The following is a 16,528-nucleotide window of genomic DNA, read 5'->3' on the forward strand; positions in this document are numbered from 1 at the left end:
TTGCTTAAATTTTTTCGCCGTCTTCTTTTTCTTTAGCAATTTGCTCTTTGATTTTACGTTCTTCTTCTTCTTTAGCAAGGCGTTCAGCTTCGATACGAGCGCGAACTGAGGCACGTTTTGCTGATGGATCTGGGTGAATTACAACATTACCTGACTCGATTTCTTCTAAAGCGCGAAGTGTTGATTTCACAGATTTAAAATCTTGAGTGGCTTTCTCACCAGCTTCCAATTCATGAGCACGCTTAGCTTGTAAAATAACTAAAGAATATTTTGAAGGAACTTTATCCAACAAAGTGTCGATAGAAGGTTTTAACATCATAAGGCAATTCTCTTTTCTATTTTTAACTTAATTTTTTATCAGTTTCTTTGACCATGTTGGTATAACGCCCAATAACACGATCCACACGATAATGTTCTGCTTCAATGACACGTTTAACACGTTCTGCTGCTAATGACACTTGATCATTGACAACAGCATAGTCATACTCCCTCATCAAAGCAATTTCTTCTTTGGCACGTTCAATACGTTGGGCAATCACTTCTGGACTATCTGTCCCACGTCCTACTAAACGCTCTTCTAATTCCTCTAAATCTGGTGGTGTTAAGAAAATGAAAACACCGTCCGGAACCTTCGATTTAACTTGAAGCGCTCCCTGAACTTCTATTTCAAGAAAAACATCAATCCCTTTGTCTAAAGTCTCGTTGACATAACTTAAAGGAGTTCCATAGTAGTTACCAACATACTCCGCATACTCAAGCATTTGACCTTCTTTAATCAACGCTTCAAACTCTTCACGTGTACGGAAGAAATAATCAACTCCATCAACTTCGCCTGGGCGTTGTGGACGAGTAGTCATTGAAACGGAATAATCAAATTTATGGTCAGGGGTTGAAAAAATTTCTTGCCTAACTGTCCCCTTACCAACACCAGATGGTCCTGAGAAAACAATTAGCAAACCACGTTCAGACATTACACACTCCTCAAATTAATAGATCGGGTGTTAAGTGTTAAAAAGACCAGAACAATCTGGTTCTTACCTTAACTATTAACTTTTATAGCAATTCATAAATTGCTCCCTAAATAAAGTTTCTTCTCATTAGTTTAACAAAAAGAAACCTTTTTTTCAAGGTCTCCTATTATTTTTTATAGAGTCTTTTTACCCCACCTATTCCACTACTTGAATTAGTAAAATCCTCAGGAACTCTCTCTCCAATTTGGATAAAAAGCTTGATATAAGAGGGTGCCTCAATGCCCTTTTTAGCATAGTATTTTCCTGCTCTAGAGCGACGCCAAAACATAAAGAGCGGTATGACTAAATATGCAAATATCCCTACCTCAGGTAGAAAATAAGCAAGGATAATAATGATAAAGCGAACCACAACTGAACGAATGGCAAAAGTTGTCATGACTTTTATAACCCGCTCTTTCAATTCACTAGGAATGGTCACTAAATCATAACTTGCCAAACGAATCCGAATAATGTCTGATGTGAGACCAACTAATAACGTTAAGAGTCCATAAGCCATAACAGCAAAATTATGATTCTCAAAAGAAATCATAAATTTAGTAAAGAGAGGAATCAAACAAATACCTAGGTGTTCAATGATATCAAGAGCTATAATTTCATCATTAGTCTTTTGAGCATCTAGGCTATTTTGTGCCCTTTCGTACCAAAAATTAAAAACAACAACAAAGCTAACAATAAATAAACCTATGTTCCGTGTAAAGTCACCAATATCACCCATCGTAGTCGGAGTTTTTATCTCCAAAACTAAAATCGTCATAGCAATGGCCAAAATTGCATCACTAAGCGTATCAAAACGTTCTTTAAATTTTTGCATACATATATCCCTCTTAATACATTATGGCATCTCGACTGGAAAAAAACTATCACAGCCAATCCTTTTCTCGTGCTATTTTAAGTGCCTCCAAACGATTATTAACTCCTAATTTATCAAAAATATTTGACGTGTAATTACGAACTGTACCATTCGATAAAAATAAAGTGCATGCAATTTCTTTGCTGGTCTTCCCTTGAGCAATTAGGGAAAGAATTTTTATTTCTTGCTCACTCAAAGGATTAGATATAACGTTTTCCATTAATTCAGGCGAATATTCTTTACCCCCAGATAAAACTTTTTGAATCGTTTTCATCAAATCAGCTACTGAGCGGTCTTTCAAAACATAAGCATCTACATTTGAACGAATAGCCCTTTGGAAATAACCTGACCGCTTAAAGGTTGTTACAATTATGACCTTAACATTCTGGTATTTTCTAACCCACTCTAAGACATCTAAACCTGATAATATCGGCATCTCAACATCCAATATTGCAACATCTATGGCTTTATTGGATAAAATGGCAATAGCTTCTTCACCATTTCCAGCTTGATCAATAGTAGAAACACTCTCTTCCATCAAAAGTAATTGGCACATAGCGTCTCGTAGCATGGACTGATCCTCAGCAACAAGTAATTTCATCTTATACCTCTTTCAATACCACCTGAATATGAGTTGGTTTACTTCGGGACAAAATCGTTAGTGTCCCTTCAACGATAGTTAATCTCTCTTGAATACTATGCAACTCATCTCCGTCAAGGTTTGTAAAACCACAACCATTATCAATCATCTCAATATTTATAGTAGCACCTTGCCTTACTAAACTCAACTCCACGCTATCAGCTTCAGCATGCTTAACAATATTATTGGATAATTCCTTTAATATCATTGTGATTGTAGATTGTGTTACTGGACTTAGTTGTGACGTCTCTAACTTATTAACAACTGTTAACTTGATGTTAGATAATTGAAACAAGCGGTACAACTCATCAATTTCTTCCACTACTGTACGATACTTGAGGTTAGAAACAATTTGACGGACCTCACTCATCGATTGATGACTAATATGATTTAATTCTGATAGTTCTTTTTGTACTTATCATAGTTCCTTTTTTCTAACAACTTTAACGCTAGTTCTGTCTTTAGTGTCATCATAGCAAATGTATGTCCTAAACTATCATGCAAATCACGTCCTATACGGTTACGTTCATTTTCAGCTGACAAAATATTGATATACTGATTTTGCTCTGCAATTTTTTCTCTTTGTTCTTCGCTATTTCTATTTTCAATAGCAATCCACATGTAACCGATACAAAAAATAGGAACAATTAGAAACATGATTCTATCACCAAAGTCTGATGCCTTAAAGAAGCATAAAAATACCACTGTGGCTAGAGTGCAAGCAAAACTAATGAATCTAAAAGACTTCAATTTATCTCTAAAGCGATAGACGAGTAAATTACTCAGAAAGTAAATATACCAGATGAAACCACTATTTATAAAAATTGTCATGTAGAAAATATATGTCAACATTGTAGACCAGGCAATCATGTGATACTTTGATTCGCCCCTGATAATAACAGAGTATAAATATGCTCCTACAAAAGCTAGCGTAAAAAATAAAGTCCAAAAAGGGTAGTGATAATAGAGAATCCCTCCTATGGGGTAAATCAAAAATACTAACGGAATAAAATACATTAAATCATAGTTATTTTTTTTATTTTTCAAATTGAATGCCTCTTCTGAGATAGTAGATAAGCGATAACTAACATTATAATACCATAGCCTATCAGAATAATAAGAGAAAAACCAGCAAAACTATTAGCAAACGGACTAAGGATAACTTGAGTCAAATGGTAAGTAGGGGTTAACTTTGATAAACCTTGCAACCATTTTGGGAACATTGTAATTGGCATCCACATGCCACCAAGAACAGCTAATGACATATAACAAATATTGGCTACCATTGACATTAGTTCAGTATTTTTAAAGTAGGAGACGAGCAATCCAAAAGGAATAAAACATGTTGCTCCTCCTAATAGCAATAAAAAGCTCTGCATCCATTGTTCTATTGGCATACTAACTTGCCTTAAAATATGCCCAGTTAGGAAAACAACAGTTATTGCTAGGCAATAGTAAAATAAAATACGAATAATTTTTGCTAGATAATATTGCCACATTGGTACTGGTGAGTGTCTTAATAATTGCATTCGGTTTGAGAGTTGATCATCTTTCATAGAAAATGGAAAAGTAAAAAAAGCAAAGCTAAGACTTGAGAATCCTGCCATCGTTATCATATAATTACGAACGTAGATAGCTTCGATGGCTTTAGTGAGTCCTTCGCCCATAAATCCTGAAAAAAATAGAAAAAAAGCCACTGGCATACCTATAGCCATAATGAGATTGGCAAGTTGACGTTTTGTCAAAAGAAATTCCATTTTCAATAATGCTTTAAAGATTCTCATGTTTTACCTCCTTAGTAGTCTCAAAAATACGATTTAACAAAGTTCTATTGGTCATCTCAATAGCTTCAATAGGACAACCATTATCTGCCAGTATTTTCCATACAGCTTCAGCCTCCCCAGTAACAAACGTTATACTATCACTCTTGGCTTCACACTCTGTAATCAAATAGGCAGGTAATAATTTTTGATAACTAAGCGGAACGGTGAATAACTTTTCGGTTTTTTCTTGCTTCATGGCAAAGGGGGTTGTATCGCGTAATAACTTTCCTTTATGAAGTACTAAAATCCTATCAGCTGTATGTTCTACCTCTTCGATATAATGACTAGAATAGACAATTGTGACACCTTCTTTTTTTAGTGTCGCAACCAGCTCCCAAAATCGTTGACGTGTGGAAGTATCCATTCCGGAAGTAGGTTCATCTAAAAATAGTAATTGGGGCTTACCAGCCAAAGTTAAAACAAAAGCTAAAAGTCGTTTTTGCCCTCCAGATAAAGTCTCTGTAAATTGTTGCAAGTGCGCATCACTCCACTGTAGATAGTCTAAAATCAGAGACATTGGCAGCACTTCTGGAAATAAACACCTTTGGAAATCAATGAGTTCTCTCACTGTAAACTTTGAGGGCAATACATTTTCTTGTGGTAAGATGGCCACCTTATATTTTAACCTATTGTGGTGTGCAGGCAGATTAAAAATCGTCAATGCTCCTGAAGAAATACTAATATCACCTAATAAAGTTGACATCAGAGTTGTTTTCCCTGCACCATTAGGTCCAATCAATGCTACACATTGGTTAGAAGCTATACTAAATGATATATCTTCTAAAATCGTTTTTTGCCCGATGCTTTTAAATATATGATCAACCTTAATTATATCTTTTGCCATTTGGTTCTCCTTTACTATAATCATAGTATAAAAAATCAGAAGTAAACTTTTTAGATATTTTTGTCATTTCAAAATATGACAAATGTCAACTCTATAACAAAAGGAGAGCTAACAAGCTCTCCTTTTGACTATTTTGCAAAATCAACAGCTCTCATTTCACGAATAACTGTTACCTTAATATTACCTGGATAATCCAAGTTTTGTTCGATTTTTTCACGTACCTTATGCGACATAATAACTACTTGATCATCAGAAACTTTACCAGGTTGTACCATGATACGAATTTCACGTCCGGCTTGAAGTGCAAAGGCATTTTGCACTCCCTCAAAGCCATTAGCAATTTCTTCTAAATCACGCAGACGTTTGATATAATTTTCCATTGACTCATTACGCGCACCTGGTCGTGCTGAACTAAGGGCGTCTGCAGCAGCAACAATTACTGCAATAACGCTGTCAGGTTCTACATCACCATGGTGGCTTGCAATAGTATTAACAACAATCGGATGCTCTTTGTACTTACGAGCAAATTCCATACCAATTTCAACGTGACTGCCTTCAACTTCGCGATCAATAGCTTTCCCCATATCATGGAGGAAGCCAGCCCGACGAGCTAAATCAACATTTTCTCCTAGTTCTCCAGCTAAAATACCTGCAAGTTTACCAACTTCAACTGAATGACGAAGTACATTTTGACCATATGATGTACGGAACTGCAAACGTCCCATAATTTTTATCAAATCAGGATGCAGATTTGGTGCACCAATCTCATAAGCTGCTGCCTCACCATACTCACGGATACGTTGATCCATTTCCAAACGATTTTTTTCAACCAACTCTTCAATACGAGCTGGATGGATACGTCCATCTTGAATCAAAGATTCTAAAGTCATACGAGCAATTTCACGACGAATGGGGTCGAAACCTGATAAGACAACGACTTCTGGCGTATCATCTATGATAACATCAATACCTGTCAAACTTTCCAGAGTACGAATATTGCGGCCTTCACGACCAATGATACGTCCCTTCATATTATCATCAGGGAGATGAACAGTTGTAATTGTTTGTTCAGTAACATATTCACCAGCTAAACGTTGCATAGCTTGGGCTAGCAAGTCTTTTGCTATCTTGTTTGATCGATCTTTTACTTCACGTTCTGCTTCTTTAATACGTGTCGCAATATCATGAGCTAAATCTTTTTCGGTATCAGCTAAAATGATATCTTTAGCTTCTTCTTGACTAAGCTCTGCGATGCGTGACAATTCTTCTACTTTTTTTGTTTCTAAAGTAGCAATTTCCTGTTCGCGCTCATTAATATGTCTAGATTTATCGGTTAGACTTTGTTCTTTGCTATCTAACATTTTTTCTTTGTTAGATAGATTTTCATCTTTACGATCAAGAGATGATGCACGATCTGTTAAACGTGCCTCCATCTGTTTCAACTCTTGTCTATCAGATTTAAATTCCTTTTCGATCTCTTCACGATATTTTCTAGCCTCTTCTTTTGCTTCTAAAAGTAATTCTTTTTGGTGAGCTTTACTTTCACGTTCCGCTGCTTTACGGATGTGTTCTGCTTCAATTTCTGCTTTACCACGTAAATCAACGGCATCTTGTTCTGCATTTAAAAGAGTTAGTTCTGCAGCTTCTTTTGATGATTTCATTTTCATTGAAATAGCCACATAACCAATAATCAAACCAATGAGTGCACAAACCATTGCTAATATAATATTAAACATGTTTATACCTCAATTTTTTTCTAGATTTCATATAGAAAGTCCACTTTTAAGTTTATCATAAAAAAGGCGTTTTCACAATTTAAAATTATAGACATTTATGATATGATTAGAATGTTATTTAAAGGGATTAGGAGAAATTTTCAACATCTCCTTTAGTCTCTAGAATGTAATACAAAAGGAGAAAACTTATGACAAAAGAAGTTGTCGTAGAGAGTTTTGAATTAGATCACACCATCGTTAAAGCACCCTACGTTCGTTTAATTTCAGAAGAAGTTGGACCGGTCGGAGACATCATTACTAACTTTGATATCCGCCTTATTCAGCCTAATGAAAATGCTATTGATACTGCTGGTTTACATACTATCGAGCACCTTCTGGCGAAGTTAATCCGCCAACGAATTAATGGTTTGATTGATTGTTCTCCTTTTGGTTGTAGAACTGGTTTTCACATGATTATGTGGGGAAAACAGGATGCTACTGAAATTGCTAAAGTCATCAAATCTAGTCTAGAGGCTATTGCTGGTGGGATCACTTGGGAAGACGTTCCTGGAACAACCATTGAATCTTGTGGAAATTATAAAGACCACAGTCTCCACTCTGCTCAAGAATGGGCGAAATTAATTCTTTCCCAAGGGATTTCTGACAATGCTTTTGAGCGCCACATTGTCTGATCTAATAAAAAATAAAAGTCAACTTTTGGAATTCCAAAAGTTGACTTATTAATTTAAACAAAGGATTTTGTTCTGTATCATAGAGAGCAAAATCCTTTTAATTTTTCCCTAATATCCTTATAGTAGTCGTAGACATCTAAATGCGAATAAGGTGTCAAATGCCTATCTTTATGAAACTCTGAACTTAATATTATTATATCTATTTCAGAAAGTAATCTAGCTGATAAGTTTCCAGCTCATTCAGTTAAGTCGTTTCTACGCAGCGTTAATATGCTCTCCAAGTTCAAGATTAACACGACTATCCAGTTAGTTCTTTAATGCTATTTTTCCTTACCCGATACACACTAGTAAAAAGTAAGTGTGATTTCATACAAAAAACACCCTAATCGTTAGACTGATTTTCTAACTTTTAGGGTGTAGACAAAAAACTGGTTTTGCTCTTTATATTAAAAATCTAAACTATCAGCTCTTCCAGGAGCGTTACCTACAAAGTAACCTGTCTTGGCATTGATAGAGAACAAATAAGTGCCATCTAATTTAAACATATTGTAATAACCATTACCATTGATAATATTTACAGGTTCAAGAATATAGTTATTTCCAGAGAAATAGCCTCGCGCCTGTGAAGTGGCCACGATTTTCTCTAATACTCCTGGGTTAAATATCCAGGCAGGATTTCCTGTATCCGCAATAGCAGCATTATTATACGGTACTCGACTACGGTTACGTTCCAAATTACCTGATGCAGTGCCAGCTGCCTGATTATTTATTGTAGCAGCTGATGAGGAAGATTGACCGTTAGTTACGTTTGGTTGTTCAGTTGTTTGAGTGTCTGAAAGCTTATTAGACGAAGACTGTTCTTCTTGAGTTTTTTTAGCCTGTTCTTCGGATTGTTTTACCTGATTACGACCAGTTGAAACAATAGAGTGAAGTAAACTATCTAGACTAGCATTACCAGTATTAAGAGTTTTACTATCTAAAGAGTCAAAATTCGCTCCATCTTTTACTTCTAATTTTTCACTCTTCTTACCATCAACTACAGCAGGCGACTTAAACTTGTCGTTAACAGCTTTAACAGCATCAATTTGACGTTTTAGACTATCAAATTTAACTTTTACTTTACCGTAGTATTTAGTTCCTTTTAAAGCATCAACTTTCTTTTCTAATTCTGACAATTTATCAAATTCGCTATTTTTGAGTTGGGTTTTCTTATCATCAACAAAAAAGTTAGCATAAGCTTTGTTGAAATTATCTAAGTTCTGACTAGCTTTTTTATCTTCTTCTGATGAAGTCGTCGTAGCCTTAGAACTAGAACTTTGACTTGTTGCAGTTTGAGAATTTGTCGAATTATTATTCTTGAAATAGTTGTAACCAAAGATTGCTACTATTAGAAGTAAAATAAGAGCAATCAATGTTCCTACGATACCTCCACGCTTCCTAGAAGAGGATTTATACTCCTCTGAATCAGCAATAGTCGAATCTGGTTCTGTTGCAGTTGGTTCTGCTTCCGTAATCAGAGGGGGAACTGGAGTTACACTATTTTCTTGTTCTTGTGAAGATTCTTCTTTAGGTGAGACAGCATTAGCTTCTGTATCTTGTTCTTGAGAGACTGAATTATCCAACTTTTTAGAAAGCTCTTCTGCAGCTAACATCGCTGATAATTCTTCGCGCTGTTTCTTGATAAAATCATCTAAAGATGCCGTATCAAGGTTTGCAAAATCGCTTGATTTTGTCTCAAACTTTTGTGAAGCTACTTCATCACGATGTTGTTTGATGTATTTATCAAGAATACTATCTTCTTCGGTAATACCAGCCTTAATTTCAGAATCTTTTCTAACAGCCTCTTCTACTGTCATTTCTTTAGCATCTTTAAATTCAAGACCATCAGTTTCTTTTTCTGGTTCAAAAAATGGGTGTTTTTGATCTTCTGACATGAGTTCTCCCCGTTATTTTACTTGACGTCTCACACGTTCACCGTAATATTGGTACAAATCAACTTTTAAAGTACCATTGTAAAGCTTACGTTTTTTATCAGCTTGTGAGCCGTATTTTTTTTCAAATCCTTCGTCACTAGTTAGGATAAACTTGCTCCAAGTTTTTAAAGGCGCAAATGTTTGTCCCATCTCATTATACAAAATGTCCACTGCTTTGTCATCCAGGAGTCGTTCACCATATGGTGGGTTGGAGATAATAACACCGTTAATTTTATCTGTTTTTAAATCTTGAAGACGCATTTGTTTCAATTTGATAACATCTCCAAGTCCTGCTTCTTCTGCATTTTTTCTAGCAATTTCTACCATACGACCGTCTAAATCAAAACCTGAAATATCTAAATCAATATCATAGTTTGCTTTACTCTCAGCTTCATCACGAACCTTTTGTACTTGACTTTGATCTACCCATGGCCATGCCTCAAAGGCAAAATCACGATTAAAACCAGGAGCTATATTCATTCCAATCATAGCGGCTTCAATACAAAAAGTACCTGAACCACAAGTTGGATCAATCAATGGCTTATCAGGGAACCAATTAGATAATTGAATAATAGCTGCTGCCATATTTTCTTTAATTGGTGCACCACCTTTTTCTGCTCGGTAACCACGTTTGAAGAGACTTGATCCAGTCGTATCAATCATGACAGTCGCTTTATCTTTTAAAATAGAAACTTCTATTTTAAATTCAGCTCCATTTTCTTGTAAGGGAACTCCTTCAGGACGGTGAAAGACTTTTTGAAGTTTCTTAGCAACAGCTTTTTTAGAAATGGCTTGTACACTAGGTTCATTGTGCAATTTTGACTTGACACACTTTGCTTTAGCAATAGGAAATTTTGCACCTAACGGTAAATAATTTTCCCAGTCAAGGCCATATACACCCTGAAAAAGTTCCTCAAAAGTACGTGCTGGAAACTCTCCTACAATAATCTTTATACGATCGGCAGATCGTAGCCATAGGTTCGTTTCAATGATTGTTTTGATATCTCCGTGGAAATGGACTCTACCGTTCTCAACTTGGCAGTCAATTCCTAGGTTTCTGATTTCTCTACCAACAATGGCTTCTAAACCAGCAGCAGCAGTTGCTATTAATTTGAATGATTCTTTCATTTTTCCTCTTTTACACTATCGTATTCATCACAGTTAAAAATTGGCTGAGATGTTATCTCAGCCACTAACCTATTATGCAATTTTCTATAAGCCATGTTTTGTTCCAGAAACAACTAGGAATTGTTTCTTTCGATAATCATCTGTCTACTGCAAAGCAGTCAGGATAGATTGTTCTCATTCCAACTATCCCATGCCCCTACCAAAGTTTGGGTTGCTAGCTTGAGGGGTTTACCGCGTTCCACTTTCTAGATTTCCCTAGAAACTACGTCACTGTGGCACTTTCAAAGCTATTCAGGCATATCCAAAGACTTAGCCCTTTTGCTTGCCGTAAGATAGCTAGCTATCTCCCTAGGCTTATTTTTTCGCCTAGCACAAACACTACTGGCATCACAGCCAGTGCTAGCATGGACTTTCCTCATAGTATATCAATACTACGCGATTATCCAAAAATTGCATATTTGAGAAATCCTTATTCTCTAATTTGTCTTCCAAAAACTTCTTTTTCAAGGCGACTAATGCGTTTTAAAATATCAAAATTGGTTGCAGATTGGGCAATCGGTTTTTGATTATACATAGCTGTCCCTGAATTTCTTACATTTGAAGCTTCGCTTTCTTTTTTGTCTAAAGCTTGTTGTAGACGTCTATTTTCCATTTGGAGCTTCTCAATTTGCTCAAGATAATTTTCGTAATCTTTGATGACATCATCCAGAAATACATCGACTTCTTTCTTGTCATATCCCCGCATACTAACTTTAAAATCTTGCTCAAAAATATCTTTTGGGCTATAAATAATACTTGCCATTCTATTCTCCAAACCAGTCAAATCGTTTTAATATAAGTCCTATCCTTTATATCAAAGTAAATAATACCTAAATTAAATGGAAAAATCAAGCGTAAAACGTTCTCATATCCGAAAAAACGATCATTCCTCATATATTTCATTTAAGCGATCAAAAGTTAGGAAAGAAATATCATAAGCTTCCTTTTTTTCCATCATTTCTAGCAAAAATTTTAAATTAGTTTCATTTTCAGAATCATAAAAAAGATATGCACCTTGTGTGTTGTTAATGAGAAAATGATTGTATTGTTTAAATTGACCCGGGTTTTCATAGCTTGGGAAAGTATATTTAACAAAGTCAACTTGCTTAAAGAGTGCCAACTTAGCTTTATTAGACTCATTCCAATTTTGGCCATGGTTCTCAAAGGTAAAAATTGTCGCAATTTGAAAATCATATTCTTTTTGTAAATCAAGAGCAACTTCCAAAGCCCAGTATTCAAACCCTAAATTTCCCATAAAAATAAACCAGTCTGCTCCATTTTCCAAGAAGCGTCTAAAATCCTTATCAATAGCCTTTTTTATAATAGTAATCCGAGGATCCTTATCCTGGAAAATCCCTAATTCAAAATTTTTGTAACCTGTTACAAGAATAGTTGACTTCATTTGTTGTCCATCCTAATTTTATGGTATAATAGTTTTGCTTATCTTAGCATTTTATTTGTAATGCAAGGAGAAAAATGGTTAACTATCCACATCAGCTTATTCGGAAAACAACAGTTACAAAATCAAAGAAAAAGAAAATCGATTTTGCCAACCGTGGTATGTCATTTGAAGCTGCTATCAATGCAACCAATGACTACTATTTGTCTCACGAATTAGCTGTCATTCATAAGAAACCAACGCCAGTACAAATCGTCAAGGTAGATTATCCTAAACGTAGTCGTGCTAAGATTGTAGAAGCTTATTTTAGACAAGCTTCTACTACTGATTATTCTGGTGTTTACAAAGGTTACTATATTGACTTTGAAGCCAAAGAAACCCGGCAGAAAACTGCTATGCCTATGAAAAATTTTCATGCTCACCAAATAGAGCACATGGCAAATGTATTACAGCAAAAAGGGATTTGCTTTGTCTTGCTTCATTTTTCCACACTTAAGGAAACCTATCTACTCCCTGCTAATGAGTTAATTTCATTTTATCAGATTGATAAAGGCAATAAATCAATGCCTATTGATTATATCAGAAAAAATGGATTTTTCGTAAAGGAGAGTGCCTTTCCTCAAGTCCCTTACTTAGATATTATTGAAGAAAAATTATTAGGCGGTGATTACAATTAAAAAGGAATCTGTTATCAAACTATTGAAGTATGCTTTTGGCATTATAATGGGATTTATTATCTTAGCTATTGTAATGGGTGGGCTCCTATTTGCATACTACGTTAGTCGTTCTCCGAAATTAACTGATCAAGCTTTAAAATCCGTTAACTCTAGTTTGGTTTATGATGGTAATAATAAACTTATTGCCGATTTAGGCTCAGAAAAGCGTGAAAGTGTTAGTGCGGATAGCATTCCACTAAATTTGGTTAACGCTATCACTTCTATCGAAGATAAACGTTTCTTTAAACATAGAGGTGTCGATATTTATCGTATTTTAGGTGCAGCTTGGCATAATCTTGTTAGTAGTAATACGCAAGGTGGTTCCACCCTTGATCAACAGTTGATTAAACTGGCTTACTTTTCTACCAATAAATCTGACCAAACGTTAAAACGTAAATCACAGGAAGTTTGGCTTGCGCTTCAAATGGAGCGTAAATACACCAAAGAAGAAATTCTTACTTTCTATATTAATAAAGTTTATATGGGAAATGGGAATTATGGTATGAGAACAACAGCTAAATCATACTTTGGTAAAGACCTAAAGGAATTATCTATTGCACAACTTGCTTTGCTCGCTGGTATTCCTCAAGCACCTACACAATATGACCCTTATAAAAACCCAGAATCTGCTCAAACAAGACGTAATACCGTTCTTCAGCAGATGTATCAAGATAAAAACATTTCTAAAAAGGAATACGACCAAGCTGTTGCAACTCCAGTAACTGATGGCTTAAAAGAATTAAAGCAAAAATCTACTTATCCAAAATATATGGATAACTACTTAAAACAAGTTATTAGTGAAGTTAAACAAAAAACTGGTAAAGATATCTTTACTGCTGGGCTAAAAGTGTATACTAATATCAACACTGATGCACAAAAACAACTATATGACATCTACAACAGTGATACTTACATCGCTTATCCAAACAATGAATTACAAATAGCATCTACCATCATGGATGCGACTAATGGTAAAGTCATTGCACAATTAGGCGGGCGTCATCAGAATGAAAATATTTCATTTGGGACAAATCAATCTGTCTTAACAGACCGCGATTGGGGTTCTACAATGAAACCTATCTCAGCTTATGCACCTGCTATTGATAATGGTGTCTATAATTCAACAGGTCAATCATTAAACGACTCAGTTTACTACTGGCCTGGTACTTCTACTCAACTATATGACTGGGATCGTCAATATATGGGTTGGATGAGTATGCAGACCGCTATTCAACAATCACGTAACGTCCCTGCTGTCAGAGCACTTGAAGCCGCTGGATTAGACGAAGCAAAATCTTTCCTTGAAAAATTAGGCATATACTATCCAGAAATGAACTATTCAAATGCTATTTCAAGTAACAACAGTAGCAGTGATGCAAAATATGGTGCAAGTAGTGAGAAAATGGCAGCGGCTTACTCGGCTTTTGCAAACGGCGGAACTTACTATAAGCCGCAATATGTTAATAAAATTGAATTTAGCGATGGAACCAATGATACTTATGCAGCATCTGGTAGCCGTGCGATGAAAGAGACTACTGCCTACATGATGACGGATATGCTGAAAACAGTACTAACATTTGGTACTGGTACTAAAGCAGCTATCCCTGGTGTTGCACAAGCTGGTAAGACTGGTACTTCCAACTATACGGAAGATGAGTTAGCTAAAATTGAAGCAACTACTGGTATCTACAATAGCGCCGTTGGCACAATGGCTCCTGATGAAAACTTTGTCGGCTATACTTCTAAGTACACAATGGCAATTTGGACTGGTTATAAAAATCGCCTTACACCACTTTATGGTAGCCAACTGGATATTGCTACTGAGGTTTATCGTGCAATGATGTCCTACCTAACTGGCGGATACAGTGCAGATTGGACAATGCCAGAAGGGCTCTATCGAAGTGGAAGCTACTTGTATATCAATGGAACAACTACAACTGGCACTTACTCTTCTTCTGTCTATAAGAATATTTATCAAAATTCTGGACAGTCAAGTCAAAGCAGTAGTTCAACATCCTCTGAGAAACAAAAAGAGGATAAGAATACAGCAAATGATGCCAATTCATCATCTCCACAAGTCGAAACACCTAATAATGATAATGCTACTACCCCTAATAATTCCAATCAAACTGTGCCAGGAACTGGACATGGTAATGGTAATAACAATACAGCACCTAACGGTAATTAAAAAACTGGATAATATATCCAGTTTTTTAATTTATAATTACTATTGCTAATTAGCTAATGCTCCCATCGGATCCCACGGCGCTAAAGTAATCGGCTCTGCGTTGTAAGCCTCTAATTCTTCTTTAGTAAGCAATTCTTTACGAACGACTATTTGGTAAGTATATTCATCCATCCAAGCATCTGAAGCTACAAAATAACCATCCTTACCAACTTTCTCTCCCCAAGAGTTCTCAACTTTCCATTTTAAAGGTTGTCCAGATTCATCAAGGTCTACTCCCGTTAAGACCATAGCATGTGTCATTAAACTTTCACTATAATCTAGGCGGCCCGCTTTGTCTTGGCTAAGTTTAATATCCATAGATGAATTAAAATCATAAGTCGTAGTTGCTAGGATACCCTTTTGACGATTTGATACTTGACCTACGTCTGAACCAAACCACACAGTTTCTCCTGATTTCATTTGCGCAATCGCTAACTCTTTAAACCGTTTCATATCAAGGTTTAAATATTTAACAGCTGGGCCTCCGACAACATTTCCAAGCATCTCAACTGTATAGGATTGTCCATAAGGCTTATCTACAGTTGGAGCATTGATAATAGAAACATAATCTGATAGGTCAAGATTAACATATTTTTGATAAAATGCTTTCGGTGTAATATTTTTATCAGACTGATAATGATTGTCTTTATCACGATAAGCAAAATCAAAAGATTGCGGTGGCAAGCCAAGGTTCATTGCTAAAAAGTTAAAAATTTCTTGAAGTAATTCTTCCTTTTTATTTTGAACAGTTGCCCCATCTGATCCCTGTGCTATTAATTCTCGTAGAATCTGTGCATCTTGGCGTAAGAGTTTATTCAAATATTGATTTAGTTCACGACTAGCACTTGATGAAACAGATTCAGGATAAACTGTTTTAGGAACGACACCATATTTCTCAAACAGAGCAACCACCATGTCCCATTGTCCGCCATCTTGTTGAGGTACATCTAATAGGAATTTCACCTTACGACTACTCAATTCCTGATTTGCAGTCGCAATAATTTGTTCCATAAACCAATTTGATTTTTCATACTTATCCCAGAAAAATGTATGTGCCTGAGATAATTCAAAATTCTCAAGTTTAAAATCTGAAATCAGTTTATGACGAAATGTGTTCAGTGCAGCAAACATCCAGCAACGTCCTGATTGTTTCTGATTAGAGACTTCATCTTTGGTCAAATCAATTGAAAAGACATAGTCGTTCTCAATCTCACTTTGACGAGTCTCTAGAGACTTCAATAAACCATTGTGAGTTACTGCATTTTCAATAGCGCTAAATTTTGTATTTGCTTGGTAATCAGCAAATAACTTATCTGTAAATGTTTGAGTTAATTCTGACATAAATTCCTCCTTTTATACTTAGCTACTATTATAAACATTCTGAATATTTCTGCAAGTCTGAAAGTAATTTATTAGAGAAACAAAAATAGCTAGAATATTCTAGCTATTTC

The 16,528-nt window shown here is 35.6% G+C and carries 15 protein-coding genes, 1 other RNA gene and 1 pseudogene; 3 read left to right on the forward strand and 14 right to left on the reverse strand.

Annotated elements, in window-relative coordinates; translation table 11 throughout:
• Positions 1-4: 4 nt before the first annotated feature.
• From rpoZ to HMPREF9171_RS104540, 8 genes and pseudogenes are all read right to left on the reverse strand, one after another.
• Complete coding sequence (rpoZ, locus tag HMPREF9171_RS104570; protein ID WP_000979239.1) at positions 5-319, reverse strand: DNA-directed RNA polymerase subunit omega; 315 nt, start codon at positions 317-319, stop codon at positions 5-7.
• A gap of 22 nt (positions 320-341) precedes the next feature.
• On the reverse strand, positions 342-971 hold the full coding sequence (gene gmk / locus HMPREF9171_RS104565) for a guanylate kinase (RefSeq protein WP_000003861.1): 630 nt from the start codon (positions 969-971) through the stop codon (positions 342-344).
• A 166-nt stretch (positions 972-1,137) separates the two neighbouring features.
• Positions 1,138-1,842, reverse strand: a complete 705-nt coding sequence (locus HMPREF9171_RS104560) for a TMEM175 family protein (RefSeq protein ID WP_001168926.1) — start codon at positions 1,840-1,842, stop codon at positions 1,138-1,140.
• 49 nt (positions 1,843-1,891) lie between these two features.
• Complete coding sequence (locus tag HMPREF9171_RS104555) at positions 1,892-2,482, reverse strand: response regulator transcription factor (protein WP_000772043.1); 591 nt, start codon at positions 2,480-2,482, stop codon at positions 1,892-1,894.
• Position 2,483: 1 nt separating this feature from the next.
• A pseudogene (locus HMPREF9171_RS01000000113050) lies at positions 2,484-3,568 on the reverse strand (sensor histidine kinase).
• Positions 3,565-4,305 (reverse strand): ABC transporter permease, encoded by a 741-nt coding sequence (locus HMPREF9171_RS104550; RefSeq protein ID WP_001217939.1) that lies wholly within the window; start codon positions 4,303-4,305, stop codon positions 3,565-3,567. The pseudogene HMPREF9171_RS01000000113050 and the gene HMPREF9171_RS104550 overlap by 4 nt, the downstream one beginning before the upstream one ends.
• Complete coding sequence (locus HMPREF9171_RS104545; RefSeq protein WP_001029970.1) at positions 4,292-5,188, reverse strand: ABC transporter ATP-binding protein; 897 nt, start codon at positions 5,186-5,188, stop codon at positions 4,292-4,294. The genes HMPREF9171_RS104550 and HMPREF9171_RS104545 overlap by 14 nt, the downstream gene beginning before the upstream one ends.
• Before the next feature lie 128 nt (positions 5,189-5,316).
• The gene (locus HMPREF9171_RS104540; RefSeq protein ID WP_000481839.1) at positions 5,317-6,924 is read right to left on the reverse strand and encodes a ribonuclease Y; all 1,608 of its coding nucleotides are present in this window, start codon (positions 6,922-6,924) and stop codon (positions 5,317-5,319) included.
• Positions 6,925-7,112: 188 nt separating this feature from the next.
• Between HMPREF9171_RS104540 and HMPREF9171_RS104535 the strand changes: the two genes are divergently transcribed.
• Positions 7,113-7,595: an S-ribosylhomocysteine lyase gene (locus HMPREF9171_RS104535; RefSeq protein ID WP_000159884.1), complete on the forward strand. Its 483-nt coding sequence runs from the start codon at positions 7,113-7,115 to the stop codon at positions 7,593-7,595.
• Between the two features lie 446 nt (positions 7,596-8,041).
• Here HMPREF9171_RS104535 and HMPREF9171_RS104530 read toward each other — a convergent pair whose 3' ends face one another.
• The 5 genes from HMPREF9171_RS104530 to HMPREF9171_RS104515 all read right to left on the reverse strand — a co-directional run bounded on the left by HMPREF9171_RS104530 (position 8,042) and on the right by HMPREF9171_RS104515 (position 12,137).
• Positions 8,042-9,529, reverse strand: a complete 1,488-nt coding sequence (locus tag HMPREF9171_RS104530) for a cell division site-positioning protein MapZ family protein (RefSeq protein WP_001287861.1) — start codon at positions 9,527-9,529, stop codon at positions 8,042-8,044.
• A gap of 12 nt (positions 9,530-9,541) precedes the next feature.
• Positions 9,542-10,696: a THUMP domain-containing class I SAM-dependent RNA methyltransferase gene (locus tag HMPREF9171_RS104525; RefSeq protein WP_000664848.1), complete on the reverse strand. Its 1,155-nt coding sequence runs from the start codon at positions 10,694-10,696 to the stop codon at positions 9,542-9,544.
• A gap of 82 nt (positions 10,697-10,778) precedes the next feature.
• An RNA gene (rnpB, locus tag HMPREF9171_RS1000000113640) (RNase P RNA component class B) lies at positions 10,779-11,147 on the reverse strand.
• A gap of 18 nt (positions 11,148-11,165) precedes the next feature.
• A complete protein-coding gene (gene gpsB, locus HMPREF9171_RS104520) occupies positions 11,166-11,498 on the reverse strand; it encodes a cell division regulator GpsB (RefSeq protein ID WP_000146544.1) in 333 nt (110 codons plus the stop codon).
• A 120-nt stretch (positions 11,499-11,618) separates the two neighbouring features.
• Positions 11,619-12,137, reverse strand: a complete 519-nt coding sequence (locus HMPREF9171_RS104515; protein ID WP_000843101.1) for an SLOG family protein — start codon at positions 12,135-12,137, stop codon at positions 11,619-11,621.
• A gap of 74 nt (positions 12,138-12,211) precedes the next feature.
• Between HMPREF9171_RS104515 and recU the strand changes: the two genes are divergently transcribed.
• The gene (recU, locus tag HMPREF9171_RS104510) at positions 12,212-12,811 is read left to right on the forward strand and encodes a Holliday junction resolvase RecU (protein WP_000248792.1); all 600 of its coding nucleotides are present in this window, start codon (positions 12,212-12,214) and stop codon (positions 12,809-12,811) included.
• Entirely contained in the window at positions 12,798-15,038 is a 2,241-nt protein-coding gene (pbp1a, locus tag HMPREF9171_RS104505) for a penicillin-binding protein PBP1A (protein WP_000628377.1), read from the forward strand. The genes recU and pbp1a overlap by 14 nt, the downstream gene beginning before the upstream one ends.
• 45 nt (positions 15,039-15,083) lie before the next feature.
• Here the strand turns inward: pbp1a and pepC are convergent, their stop codons facing one another.
• Positions 15,084-16,418, reverse strand: a complete 1,335-nt coding sequence (gene pepC / locus HMPREF9171_RS104500; RefSeq protein ID WP_001293158.1) for an aminopeptidase C — start codon at positions 16,416-16,418, stop codon at positions 15,084-15,086.
• Positions 16,419-16,528 lie beyond the last annotated feature (110 nt).

Origin of the sequence: Streptococcus agalactiae ATCC 13813, assembly GCF_000186445.1 — a bacterium.
Classification (GTDB): Bacteria; Bacillota; Bacilli; order Lactobacillales; family Streptococcaceae; genus Streptococcus; species Streptococcus agalactiae.